Raw genomic sequence first — 13,069 nt, forward strand, 5'->3', positions numbered from 1 at the left:
GGTATGCAAATTGTTTCTCAAATAGTATTTCTTATAGCACTAGTAGCCGGTATTTCATTTTTTGTAAGAAATATTAGGCGACTGCTTAGAAATATAAAACTTGGGAACGAAATTGATCGTATCGATAATCCTTCAGAAAGATGGTCCAAAACTATGAGAATAGCTTTTGGACAATCTAAGATGGTAAAAAAACCAGTCTCAGGAGCGCTTCATATCATTGTATATTTAGGATTTATAATTATAAATATTGAAGTTTTAGAAATCATAATCGATGGTATTTTCGGTACACACCGTATACTTTCTTTTATGGGAGGTCTCTACAACGTTTTAATTGGGATATTTGAAGTTTTAGCACTTTTGGTATTTGTCGGCGTAGTGGTTTTCTGGATTAGAAGAAATATCTTGAATATTTATCGATTTTTAAGTAGAGAATTAAAAGGTTGGCCAAAAAACGATGCCAATTATATTCTTTATTTTGAAATGGTTTTAATGACGCTATTTCTGGTAATGAACGCTGCAGATTATCAACTTCAGTTAAATGGTGCTACGCATTATGCCCACGAAGGAGGAATAACTGGTGGATTTCCTATTAGCCAGTTTATAGCCCCTCTTTTTGAAGGACTTTCCAATACAACTTTAGTAATTATCGAAAGAGCCGCTTGGTGGCTACATATTTTGGGAATATTATTTTTCCTTAATTATCTATATTATTCAAAACATCTTCATATTCTTTTAGCATTCCCAAATGTTTATTTCTCTAAACTAAAACCTAAAGGAGAAATGGATAACCTCGAAGCCGTAAAGAAAGAAGTAGCACTTATGATGGATCCAAATGCCGATCCTTTTGCTGCACCGGCTGAAGATGAAGGGGAACCTGAAAAGTTTGGAGCTTCAGATGTGATGGATCTTAATCAAGTCCAACTATTAAATTCTTATACCTGTACAGAGTGTGGTCGATGTACTGCGGAATGTCCTGCCAATCAGACTGGAAAAAAATTATCTCCTCGGAAGATCATGATGGATACTCGAGATCGTCTTGAAGAAGTTGGAGAGAATATCAATAAAAATGGCAAATTTGAAGATGACGGTAAGCAATTATTAGACGATTATATTTTAAGAGAAGAATTATGGGCGTGTACCACTTGTAATGCTTGTGTAGAGGCTTGCCCGGTTGGGATCGATCCTTTATCGATAATTTTAGATATGCGTAGATATTTGGTAATGGAACAAAGTGCTGCTCCTAACGAGCTATCAGCTTCGCTAACAAATATTGAGAATAATGGAGCTCCATGGCCTTATAATCAAATGGATCGTCTAAAGTGGGCTGAAGAAAATTAATTGAACAGATAGAATAGAAGGAATATGGCAGAAGCGATAAAAGTACCAACTATGGCAGAATACATGGCTGAAGGTAAAAAGCCTGAAGTTTTGTTTTGGGTAGGATGTGCAGGAAGTTTTGATGATCGTGCCAAAAAAATAACAAAAGCTTTTGTAAAGCTTTTAAATGAAGCAGGAGTAGATTTTGCAGTTTTAGGAACCGAGGAAACTTGTACTGGAGATCCTGCTAAACGTGCTGGAAATGAGTTTTTATTTCAGATGCAGGCTTCCATGAATATTGAAGTCTTAAACGGCTACGAGATAGAAAAGGTGGTTACTGCTTGTCCACACTGTTTTAATACCATTAAAAACGAATATCCTTCATTAGGCGGAAATTATGAGGTAATGCACCACACACAATTTTTGAAGACGTTACTGAATGAAGGTCGGCTGAAGGTTGAAGGAGGAAAATTTAAAGGAAAAAGAATTACTTTCCATGATCCATGCTATTTAGGTAGAGCCAATGGTGAATACGAAGCACCTAGAGATCTTTTAAGAAAGCTTGAAGTTGAACTTATCGAAATGCGTAAATGCAAAAGCAACGGACTTTGTTGTGGGGCAGGAGGCGCGCAAATGTTTAAAGAACCAGAGCCTGGTAACAAAGACGTAAATGTTGCCAGAACCGAGCAGGCGATGGAAACTAAACCTGAAGTTATTGCTGCTGGTTGTCCTTTCTGTAATACTATGATGACTGATGGAGTTAAAAGTAAAGATCAGGAAGATAATGTTGCTGTAATGGATGTGGCAGAGATGATAGCAAATGCTAAAGATCTTTAAATCAATACCTAACTAAAATTCTCTTATTAAAGCTTAATTTATTTGAAATATGGTAGCTTTTTTGCGACTATATATCTGTAAATTGAGTTCATAAACCGATAAATTACCACCACAATATGTTAGTACCTTTCGAATCCTTACCTGATAATGCAAGAGTTTGGATCTATCAATCTAATCGATCTTTTACTGAAGAAGAACTAGATCAAATTAAACAAAAATTAGATCAATTTTTAACGCAGTGGACTGTACATGGATCCAGTCTTCAGGCAGGTTACGATATTAAATATAAAAGGTTTATAACAATTGGCCTGGATCAGGAAATGAATGCAGCTTCAGGATGTTCAATAGATGCTTCAGTTCAGTTTATTCAAAGTATTGAAAAAGAATACAATGTAGACTTGTTAGATAAGATGAATGTATCCTTCAAACAAGGAGAATTTGTGGCCTATAAACCATTGGCAGACTTTAGAAAATTAGCCAAAAATAAGTCGGTTTCGCCTAAAACTATCGTCTTCAATAACCTAGTAAATAACAAAGCTGAATATCTTTCAGATTGGGAAGTCCCAGCATCGGAGAGTTGGCATAAGAGATTTATGAATTAATGAGAATTAATGCTAGGGTTACATTATTTTTTCTATCCTTCTGTTTTTTCAATTCTATTTTAAAAGCGCAGCTTATAAACACTCCCGATCCTTTAATAACGAAGGACAGTCTGGCACAAGAGAAATGGGTAGATAGTATATATTCCAATTATTCCTTAGAACAAAAACTAGGGCAGCTTTTTATGGTCGATATTTTTTCGAGCGGATCTGAGAGAGATTTCGAAAGAGTACGATCGCTTATTAGAGAGCAGCAGATAGGCGGAGTTATTTTTTCTAAAGGTGGACCAGTAAGAGAAGCAAAACTGACTAACGAATTTCAGAAGCTTAGTAAAACTCCACTTTTGGTCGGTATGGATGCAGAATGGGGACTAGCCATGCGATTGGACTCTACTTTTGCGCTTCCGTGGAATATGACTTTGGGAGCTATTCAGAATAATAAATTGATCGAAGAAGCTGGTGCTGCAATTTCAAGACATACAAAGCGACTAGGAATTCATATCAATTTTGCACCAGTTGTAGATATAAATACAAATCCTCAGAATCCAATTATAGGTAATCGTTCTTTTGGCGAGAATAAATTTAATGTTACGCAAAAGGCTTTAGCCTTTATGCATGGAATGCATAAAGAAGGAATTTTATCGAGTGCGAAGCATTTCCCTGGTCATGGAGATACCGATCAGGATTCTCATAAAACCTTACCATCTATTAGTTTTCCGAAAGAGCGTATAGAAGGAGTAGAGCTTTATCCATATCGCAGCTTAATAAAAGACAGCTTAAGCAGTGTAATGGTAGCGCATTTGGATGTTCCTGCTTTAGGAACTCAGGAAGGAAGACCTACATCCTTATCTAAAAAGGTTGTTACTGAAATGCTTCGCGAAAATCTACAATTTAAAGGTCTAATTTTTACAGATGCTTTAAATATGCGTGGTGCTTCCAATTACGACGAACCTGGAGAAATAGATCTAGCCGCTTTTAGAGCAGGAAACGATATTTTATTAATTTCTGAAGACGTTCCAAAATCTGTAGAGAAACTGAAATCTGCATATTTTTCAGGTTTAATTACTGAAGATAGACTGGCACACTCGGTTAAAAAGATTTTAAAAGCAAAGTATAAAGCAGGATTAAATGATTACAAACCTGTTGAAGAAGCTTTTCTTTACGAAGAATTAAACGGTGTTAGAGATCAGGTTCTTTACGAAAACTTAATGGAAAATGCCATGACTTTGATTCGGAATAACAAAGGAATGGTGCCTATTAAGAATTTAGATGAACAGAAAATCGCGTACGTAGAATTAGGTGATGACGATGGCACTGTATTTCTTCAGCAATTGAAAAAATACGCGAAAGTTGATCATATTTCCGCAGAAAAATTACCACAACTTCTAGATAAACTAAAGGATTACAACTATGTGATTATAGGTTTTCATAAAAGCAATGATAATCCTTGGAAATCTTACAGCTTTAGCAATCAGGAGTTAGTTTGGCTGCATGAAATAGCGAGAGAAAATAATACGCTTTTAACTGTGTTTGCAAGTCCTTATTCAATTTTAGACATAAAAAGCACTACAAATATTCAGAGCATATTAGAAGCCTATCAAAATAGTGAAATCGCTCAGAAAAAAGCAGCACAGGTTATTTTTGGCGCAATTGAAGCTAAAGGTAAATTGCCTGTGAGTATAGGTATAGAATTTCCTGAAGGAACTGGCTATGATACCAAGTCTATAAACCGACTTTCTTATGGTTCCCCAGAAAGTGTTGGGATGAATAGCTTTAAATTGAAGAAAATAGATTCGATTGTAAATTATTCTATTGCCCAGAAAATGACGCCGGGTGCACAGGTTTTAGTAGCAAGAAAAGGAAAAGTGATTTATAGTAAGAATTTTGGTTTTCATCAATATGAGCATATAAATCCTGTTACCGATACTTCAGTTTACGATTTAGCATCTTTAACCAAAATACTCTCAACCTTACCTTTAGTAATGAAGCAGGTAGAAGATGGTATTATCAGTTTTGATACCAAATTGGGTGAAATGATGCCGGTTTTTCAGGGAACAAATAAAGAAAACATAAGGTTGCAGGATATGCTAATGCATTATGCAAAACTAAAAGCCTGGATTCCTTTCTATGTTCCTACGATAGACGCGGTAACCAAGCATCCTTCAACCTTATACTATAACGAAGCACCAAATGAACGCTTTAATACGAAGGTAGCAAATGATATGTATATTAGAAAAGATATGCAGGATACGATTATTGATATTATCGCGAAAAGTGGATTAAATCGAAAAAAGGAGTATAAATACAGTGATCTTCCATTTTACATTTTAAAATATTATCTGGAAGGATTTTATGGTTCCAACTTAAACAGTATCACTCAAAATAAGCTTTACAAAACTCTAGGTGCAAATTATACGGGATATTTACCAATTACAAGATTTCCCTTAGATGAGATTGTTCCAACCGAGAATGATAAATTATGGAGAGGACAGTTGGTACATGGTTATGTTCACGATCAGGGAGCTGCCATGCAGGGTGGCATTGGCGGTCATGCAGGTTTGTTTAGCAATGCCAACGATGTCGCTAAAATAATGCAGACGTATATGCAAGGTGGTAGCTATGGCGATCAAACCTATCTAAAATCTAAAACCATAGATAAGTTTAATACCTGTTATTATTGCAATAAAAATGTAAGGCGTGGGGTTGGTTTCGACAAACCTCAAATTAGTGGCGGAGGTCCGGTTTGCTCTTGCGTTTCACGCAGTAGCTTTGGACATAGCGGCTTTACAGGAACTTTAGCCTGGGCAGATCCAGAAGAAGAGATTGTATATATTTTTCTATCTAATCGCGTGTATCCAGATTCTACCAATAGAAAATTGATACGCGAAAATATTAGAACGAAAATACAGGAAGTAATCTACGATGCTATAGATTACTGATTTGATGTGTTAGAAATGATTAAATTGAATCGGTTTTTGCCGGTTTTAAAAAAGGATTAATGAAAATAGCAATAGTGTGTTATCCCACTTTTGGTGGTAGTGGAGTAGTGGCAACAGAACTTGGCCTGGCGCTATCAAAAAGAGGTCACGAAGTTCATTTTATAACCTATAAGCAGCCGGTACGATTAGATCAATTATCCAGCAATGTAAAGTTTCACGAAGTTCACGTACCAGATTATCCTTTGTTTCACTATCAACCTTACGAGTTGGCTTTAAGTAGTAAACTGGTAAACATGGTGAAATTGCACGGTATAGAGTTGTTGCATGTTCATTATGCTATTCCACATGCTTATGCTGGTTATATGGCTAAAAAAATGCTGGAAGATCAGGGAATTCATATTCCGATGGTAACTACACTACATGGTACAGATATTACGCTTGTAGGCAATCATCCTTTTTACAAACCTGCCGTGACATTTAGTATAAATGCCAGTGATATGGTGACTTCAGTTTCTGAAAGTCTACGGAAGGATACTCTTGAACTTTTCGAAATCAAGAAAGAAATAAAAGTAATTCCTAATTTTATTGATGCGTCTAAATATCAGGAAAAAACGTTTACCAATTGTCAGCGAGAATTGATGGCAGAGGGTGACGAAAAGATTATTACGCATATTAGTAACTTCAGGAAAGTAAAACGAATTCAGGATACGATCAAGGTTTTTTACGAAGTTCAGAAGAGTTTAAAATGCCGTTTAATGATGGTAGGTGAAGGACCCGAAAAAGAAAAAGCCGAAGCTTTGGCAGAAGAGCTTGGCATTCAGGATAAAGTGATGTTTTTAGGGCAAAGCCACGAAATTGACAAGATTCTTTGTTTTTCAGACTTATTTTTACTGACGTCAAAAAGAGAAAGTTTTGGACTAGCGGCTCTAGAAGCTATGATAAATAGTGTGCCTGTAGTTTCTAGTAATACTGGAGGATTGCCAGAAGTTAACCAACAAGGAGTTTCAGGTTATTTATGTGATGTAGGTGATGTAAAAGGAATGGCCAAAAAAGCAATTTCTATACTAAGTGATAACGAGACGCTAAAAACCTTCAAGCGAAACGCAAGAAAAGTTGCAGCTACTTTTGATATTAATCAAATTGTGCCCATGTACGAAACAATGTATTCTGAACTTTTAGAAAAAAGCACAAAAAAAGTGGAAAATTAATTTCCACTTTTTTTATATAAATTATTCAATAATTTAGAATTGGTAACGAACACCAATTGCCAAATCTGGAGATAAATCGTCTATTGCTTTGTAATCACTAAATCCAATTTCTGGTCTTAGGTCTAACGATAATACAAGTGGAATGTCAAAATTATATTCAACTCCTATATTCCCAGCCAAGAAAAGATAAGCACCATCATTAAAATCTCTTCGATCGTCATTAACATTAGCAAAACCAGCACCAGCACCGGCGTACCAGTTAAATCCGTTTTCGATATTCCAAACCCATTGATAAAGACCAACTGCTTTTACAATATTGTAATCTGAATGGCTTCTCCAACCAAGATCAAATTCTAAGCGGTTGTTATCACTTCCTACCGCTCTTTGGTAAGAAACTTCTGGACCAAAACCATTGCTTCCGCCAAGTCTAAGACCAATAGCATTCTCAGCAATTTCCTGTGCACTTACGTTCGTAAATAAGCCCGATCCTAAGGCAATCAATGCAATAACTAAAAACTTCTTCATTGTTTTAATTTATAGATTTTGGGCAAAAATACTTTTTGACTGAAAGTAACATTATTTCAATTAGCCAATCTATTGTTAATAATCTCTAAAAATCTGTTAAGCAGTTTAGCTAATTTGCTTAATTTTAAAAACTGTATGGAAAAGAAACTTCAGCAATTAGCAACGCGTTTAGATGGTCAGTTATTTTTTGATAAACTTTGGCGATCAATTTATGCTACCGATGCCTCTGTTTATAGAGAACTACCATTAGCGGTATGTTATCCTAAAAACGAAAAAGATATAAAAGAGCTTATTCTTTTTGCTAAAGAAAATAAGACATCGTTAATTCCCAGAACAGCCGGAACCTCACTTGCAGGGCAATGTGTAGGAACAGGGATTGTGGTAGATGTTTCTAAGAACTTCACGAAAATTCTAAGTCTCGATACAGAAAATAAAACGGTGACGCTTCAACCGGGAGTAATAAGGGACGATCTTAATAGAATGCTGAAGGAATATGGTCTTTTCTTTGGTCCTAATACTTCAACTTCTAACCGATGTATGGTAGGAGGAATGGTAGGAAACAATAGTAGTGGAACGACTTCCATTAAATACGGAACAACTCGAGAAAAAACTGTCGCTTTAAAGACGATTCTTAGTGATGGCAGCGAAGCCGAATTTAAGGCTATTCCAAAAGAAGAATTTCAGGAAAAACTGAAATTTGATAATTTAGAAGGTGATATTTATAGAAATATTTCTGAAATACTTTCTTCGGAAGAAAACAAAGCAGAGATCATAAAGGAATTTCCGCCGAAAGAATTACATCGCCGAAATACAGGTTATGCGATAGATGAATTAATTTATTCTGATGCTTTTTCTGAAGATTCCAACGAACCCCTGAATATATGTCATCTTCTTGCCGGTAGTGAGGGAACATTAGCTTTTACAACAGAGCTTACCTTACAGCTAGACGATTTACAGCCACCTGAAGCAGCTATGATCGCTTCGCATTACCGCAGTATCGAAGGTTGTTTGCAGGATGTAGCTTCAACTATGGAGCATTCGCTTTTCACTTGCGAGATGATGGATAAAACCATATTAGATTGCACCAAACAGAATATTAAATACCGAGAAAATCGATTTTTTATTCAGGACGATCCTGAAGCGATTTTAATGCTCGAAGTTAGAGCAAATACCGCCGATGAACTTCAGGAGAAAACAAAAGCTTTGTTGAATACACTGGAGGAAAACGGAATTAGTTACGCCAATCCCATTCTTTATGGAGAGCAAATTAATATGGCTTCAGAATTAAGAAAAGCGGGGCTTGGTTTATTGGCAAATATCGTTGGCGATAAAAAGGCGGTGGCTTGTATTGAAGATACTGCCGTTGCCTTACCGGTGTTGGCAGATTACATCAAAGAGTTTAGCCAGATTATGAAATCTTATGAGCAAAATGCGGTGTATTATGCTCATGCTGGCGCTGGAGAACTTCATTTACGGCCAATTTTAGATTTAAAGAAAACAGAGGATGTAAAGCTTTTTAGAAAAATTACGACCGATGTTGCGAAATTGGTGAAAAAATACAATGGTTCTATGAGCGGTGAACATGGCGATGGTCGTGTGCGTGCCGAGTTTGTAGAAATGATGGTAGGATCTAAAAATTACGCACTATTAAAACAAGTAAAAGCTGCTTTTGATCCTGAAAACATCTTTAATCCCGGGAAAATTATCGACGCTCCGGCAATGGATACGTCCTTAAGATATCAACCTGATAGGAAAGAGCCGCAAATCAAAACACTGATGAATTTCGATGAAAGTAAGGGGATTTTGCGTTTAGCTGAACAGTGCAACGGTAGTGGCGATTGTAGAAAATCTGCGGAAAGTGGCGGCACCATGTGTCCTAGTTATCGCGCTACTAAAGACGAAAAAGATACCACCAGAGCGCGAGCAAATACGTTACGAGAATTTTTAACAAACTCAGATAAAGAAAATAAGTTTAGCCATAAAGAAATTAAAGAGGCTTTTGATCTTTGTATAAGTTGTAAAGGTTGTAAAAGTGAATGCCCAAGTAGTGTTGATGTTGCTGCTTTAAAAGCAGAATTTCAATATCAATATCAAAAGGAAAACGGCTTCTCTAATCGAAGCAAAGCTTTTGCAAACAATGGGAAAATGAATAAAATGGCTTCTAAAGTTTCGGGAGTGGCCAATTTTATGTTTTCCAATAGCGTTACTTCAGGAATTGCTAAGAAAGTGATGGGTGTTGCGCCACAAAGAACATTGCCTAAATTGGCCAAAATGACTTTAAAATCTTATTTTGAAAAGAATAAAGATCGGTTAAAACCTCAAAATCCAATAAAATCGGTTTACTTTTTTAATGATGAGTTTACGAATTTTTTAGATGCTGAAATTGGTTTTGATGCGTTGGAATTATTAAGTAAACTGAATTATAAAGTCATTTTTACCGATCATGAAGAGAGTGGAAGAGCGCATATTTCTAAAGGATTTTTAGAAGAAGCGAAAGAAATGGCGAATAAAAATGTTTCGATTTTCAGTAATCTGGTTTCAGAAGATCAACCGCTTTTAGGTTTGGAACCTTCAGCCATTTTGACATTTAGAGATGAATATTTGCGATTAGCTGATGATCAAGAAAAAGCAACAGCATTATCTAAAAATTGCTTTATTATTGAAGAATTTCTGAAGAAAGAAATCGCTCTGGGAAACATCAAAAAAGAGCACTTTACTTCCGAAGAAAAAAACATAAAAGTTCACGGTCACTGCCATCAAAAAGCATTATCGAATACGGCTGTAACTTTTGATGTTTTGAATTTCCCTGAAAATTATAAGGTAACGATCATTCCATCAGGTTGCTGCGGCATGGCGGGTAGTTTTGGTTACGAAAAGGAACATTATGAAGTAAGTATGGCGGTAGGAGAGCAGACTTTGTTCCCTGCGGTTAGAAAAGCTTCTGAAGAAACGATAATTTCAGCAAACGGAACAAGTTGTAGGCATCAGATCTACGACGGAACAAAGCGAAATGCACAACATCCGGTAAGTATTCTGCTGAATGCTTTAAAAGCCTAAAATAGCCAGAATCTAGAGCATTGATTGAAGTATTTGGTCAGCAGTAAAATTTGGCCAAATACTTCATTTTTTTATTTCATCTACATTTAATTGAGATCAACCTCCTGCGCGTCTTTCGGTATCAGTATTTCCTGATTTTTGAGAACGTACTTTCAAATTATCATTTCCGAATTTATAGCTTATACTCAGCCAAAATTGACGGGTATCATAAAAATTTCTAATGTGCTGAGTAACGCCGTTTATTTTAGCCGTTTTTCGCTCAATACTATTTCTAAATAAATCTTCCCCACGCAGGCTAATATTCAAATCTTTATCTAAGAGTAAAAACTGCAGGGAAAGTCCTAAAGAACTCTGCGCTTTGGTTTCAAAAATACCATCGACACCTGCAAATTGATACCAGTAATTGATTCCGCCGATAATCGTTTTTTCAGAATTTATATTAAAATCATTATTAGTACTAATTCTGCTATTAAAACCGCTGCGATCTGCTTGTGGCTGCTCCAAATTAAAAGTCGAATTTGCATAATTTAGATCCAAATTATTTACGTTAGTCCACCAATGTATTGGACTCCATGTAAAACTTTCAGAGATTCCTAAAAGCGTCCTGTCAATATAATTTTTATAACTAAATCCTGTACTATTAGTCGATGTATTGGCTATAGGAACTTCACCAAATGCGTTGTTTTCCCGAGTAAAATAAAGTCGGGTTACAAAATCATGATGTAAAACACTAAATTCAATATTATGAATAAATGAGGGATCTAAATATGCGTTTCCTGAATAAAATATTAAAGGATTTCTATAATAAGTATTAGGATTAAGATCTCTAAAGTTTGGGCGTTCTATCCTGCGACTGTAATTAAGCGAGAAATTTGTTTCCTTGTCAAGATTGTAGTTAATGTAAAAAGTAGAGAAGAGGTTGGTGTAATTATCCTCACGATTTATGTCCAAATTTGGAGAAAGTGCGCTTATAGCAGTATTTTCTAGGCGCAAACCAAACTGTGCAGACCAACGCTCGCCAAAATTTCTATTTGCTGAAATGTAAGCCGCAGCGATGTTTTCTTCGTAGTTAAAAGGAATGGCAGGAACATCAGGAATATCATCTGTAGGATTCGACGTGTACCCAGTATTGAAACTTTCAATATCACTAGAAATGTCGGAATAAGCATACTTTGCCCCAAAATCTAAATCGATCCATTGTAATGGACTTTCAACATCAACTTTAGCCGAATAAATGTCATAATTATTATTAGTTTTATTAAAAGATCTAAAATAGCTATTCTCTGCATTTTCATCCAGGCTAGGCGATTCGATCCCTTGATAATACTTTTTATCTTCGTTGGTATTATACAGATAATCCAAATTCAAAATCAATTTTTTTCCTACGGAATCGAGGTTGAAATTACTATTTAGGTTGAATTTATGAACTCTTGGATGTTGTGGTTCTGATCCTTCAATTCTTATAAAGCTATTTACTGAATTATTTTGAGTGATAGTAGTTCTAGGTGACGTTTGGATATCTACGGTAGTTCCATTAAAATAATATTGTGCACCTAATTGCCAATTTTCGTCAATTTCATAACTAATTTCTGCGGAAGCTACCGAGCCTTCCAAATCAATATCAATAGGAGTTAATGTTGCTGAAGTTTCTTCGGGATACGTAGATTTAAGGCTTTCCTGAAGTGCTATTTGATGATTTATAAAACCAAGCCGACCCGAAAAGGTGAATTTGTTTTTATTGATATTGAAATTTGCTGAACTTCTATAATTCGCTTTGGTTCGCTGAATATACGTTCCTTTAAGCTGCGCATTCCAAGAATCGCTTTTGGGCTTTTTCAAGATAATATTTATTAGTCCGCTATTTCCTTCAGCCTCGTATCTTGCCGGTGGATTGCTAATCACTTCGATGCTTTTAATAGTTTCAGAATCGATACTTTGCAGAAAATTAATAAGATCAACGCCAGATAGTTGTAGTATTTGTTCATTTAGCATCACTCTCATATTTCCTTTGCCAATCATGTTTATCGCATCGTTTTCTACACGAATACCGGGAACTATTTTTAAAACCTCAACTACATCGCCTTGCGAAGATTTTGATGAATTTTCAACGTTAAAAATAAGCCGATCAATTTTTCGCTCAATCAGTTTCTTCTTTGAAGTGATTAGCACCTCATCCAATTTTTGAGCATTTTCGACACTAATTGTTCCTAAATCTATAGGTTCGTTTTTGACTTCAATTGCTTTACTAAACAGTTGTTGACCTACATATGAAATTTCTAAAGTGTAATTACCGGAGTAGCATTCAACTGAAAACTTCCGTCATCCTCGGTAATGGTACCGATTAGTTTTTCTGAATTTAGTGGCTTTAAAATAACTTCAGCAAAAGCAATTGGAGTGGAGTCATTTTCGATAATTTTACCTGAAATTTTAGTTTGAGAAATTGCTGAACAACATAGCAAACTCATGAAAATAGTGATGAATAATTTCATTTAAGTAATTTGGAGAAACTGATATTTTTAGCAAATTACAATAAATATACGCTTAGGTATAAAAAATAAAATTTTTATTGTTCTACTTCATTCTTCTT

General features: G+C 35.6%; 9 protein-coding genes. 6 read left to right on the forward strand and 3 right to left on the reverse strand.

Annotation, left to right across the window (positions count from 1 at the left end; genetic code table 11):
* Positions 1-3: 3 nt before the first annotated feature.
* From QWY91_RS03785 to bshA, 5 genes are all read left to right on the forward strand, one after another.
* The gene (locus QWY91_RS03785; RefSeq protein ID WP_290231846.1) at positions 4-1,338 is read left to right on the forward strand and encodes a 4Fe-4S dicluster domain-containing protein; all 1,335 of its coding nucleotides are present in this window, start codon (positions 4-6) and stop codon (positions 1,336-1,338) included.
* Positions 1,339-1,362: 24 nt separating this feature from the next.
* Positions 1,363-2,154, forward strand: a complete 792-nt coding sequence (locus tag QWY91_RS03790) for a (Fe-S)-binding protein (protein WP_290231848.1) — start codon at positions 1,363-1,365, stop codon at positions 2,152-2,154.
* 116 nt (positions 2,155-2,270) lie between these two features.
* Positions 2,271-2,756, forward strand: a complete 486-nt coding sequence (locus QWY91_RS03795; protein WP_290231850.1) for an ABC transporter ATPase — start codon at positions 2,271-2,273, stop codon at positions 2,754-2,756.
* Positions 2,756-5,692 carry a serine hydrolase domain-containing protein gene (locus QWY91_RS03800; protein ID WP_290231852.1) on the forward strand — a complete coding sequence of 979 codons (2,937 nt, stop codon included), beginning with the start codon at positions 2,756-2,758 and terminating at the stop codon, positions 5,690-5,692. Before QWY91_RS03795 ends, QWY91_RS03800 begins: the two co-directional genes overlap by 1 nt.
* Positions 5,693-5,751: 59 nt before the next feature.
* Positions 5,752-6,900 (forward strand): N-acetyl-alpha-D-glucosaminyl L-malate synthase BshA, encoded by a 1,149-nt coding sequence (gene bshA / locus QWY91_RS03805; RefSeq protein WP_290231854.1) that lies wholly within the window; start codon positions 5,752-5,754, stop codon positions 6,898-6,900.
* Positions 6,901-6,933: 33 nt separating this feature from the next.
* Here the strand turns inward: bshA and QWY91_RS03810 are convergent, their stop codons facing one another.
* The gene (locus QWY91_RS03810; protein ID WP_290231855.1) at positions 6,934-7,425 is read right to left on the reverse strand and encodes a hypothetical protein; all 492 of its coding nucleotides are present in this window, start codon (positions 7,423-7,425) and stop codon (positions 6,934-6,936) included.
* Positions 7,426-7,560: 135 nt separating this feature from the next.
* Between QWY91_RS03810 and QWY91_RS03815 the strand changes: the two genes are divergently transcribed.
* Complete coding sequence (locus QWY91_RS03815; RefSeq protein ID WP_290231857.1) at positions 7,561-10,482, forward strand: FAD-binding and (Fe-S)-binding domain-containing protein; 2,922 nt, start codon at positions 7,561-7,563, stop codon at positions 10,480-10,482.
* A gap of 96 nt (positions 10,483-10,578) precedes the next feature.
* On the opposite strand, the gene QWY91_RS03820 is transcribed toward QWY91_RS03815, so the two are convergent.
* A complete protein-coding gene (locus QWY91_RS03820; RefSeq protein ID WP_290237057.1) occupies positions 10,579-12,651 on the reverse strand; it encodes an outer membrane beta-barrel family protein in 2,073 nt (690 codons plus the stop codon).
* A gap of 107 nt (positions 12,652-12,758) precedes the next feature.
* A complete protein-coding gene (locus tag QWY91_RS03825) occupies positions 12,759-12,971 on the reverse strand; it encodes a peptidase associated/transthyretin-like domain-containing protein (protein WP_290231859.1) in 213 nt (70 codons plus the stop codon).
* Between the last annotated feature and the right edge of the window lie 98 nt (positions 12,972-13,069).

The sequence above is a fragment of the Zunongwangia endophytica genome (assembly GCF_030409505.1).
Classification (GTDB): Bacteria; Bacteroidota; Bacteroidia; order Flavobacteriales; family Flavobacteriaceae; genus Zunongwangia; species Zunongwangia endophytica.

Coding starts and splice junctions, on each gene's coding strand:
- bshA (WP_290231854.1), top strand. CDS start 5,752: ATGAAAATAGCAATAGTGTGTTATCCCACTTTTGGTGGTAGTGGAGTA.
- QWY91_RS03800 (WP_290231852.1), top strand. CDS start 2,756: ATGAGAATTAATGCTAGGGTTACATTATTTTTTCTATCCTTCTGTTTT.
- QWY91_RS03795 (WP_290231850.1), top strand. CDS start 2,271: ATGTTAGTACCTTTCGAATCCTTACCTGATAATGCAAGAGTTTGGATC.
- QWY91_RS03785 (WP_290231846.1), top strand. CDS start 4: ATGCAAATTGTTTCTCAAATAGTATTTCTTATAGCACTAGTAGCCGGT.
- QWY91_RS03810 (WP_290231855.1), bottom strand. CDS start 7,425: ATGAAGAAGTTTTTAGTTATTGCATTGATTGCCTTAGGATCGGGCTTA.
- QWY91_RS03790 (WP_290231848.1), top strand. CDS start 1,363: ATGGCAGAAGCGATAAAAGTACCAACTATGGCAGAATACATGGCTGAA.
- QWY91_RS03815 (WP_290231857.1), top strand. CDS start 7,561: ATGGAAAAGAAACTTCAGCAATTAGCAACGCGTTTAGATGGTCAGTTA.
- QWY91_RS03825 (WP_290231859.1), bottom strand. CDS start 12,971: ATGAAATTATTCATCACTATTTTCATGAGTTTGCTATGTTGTTCAGCA.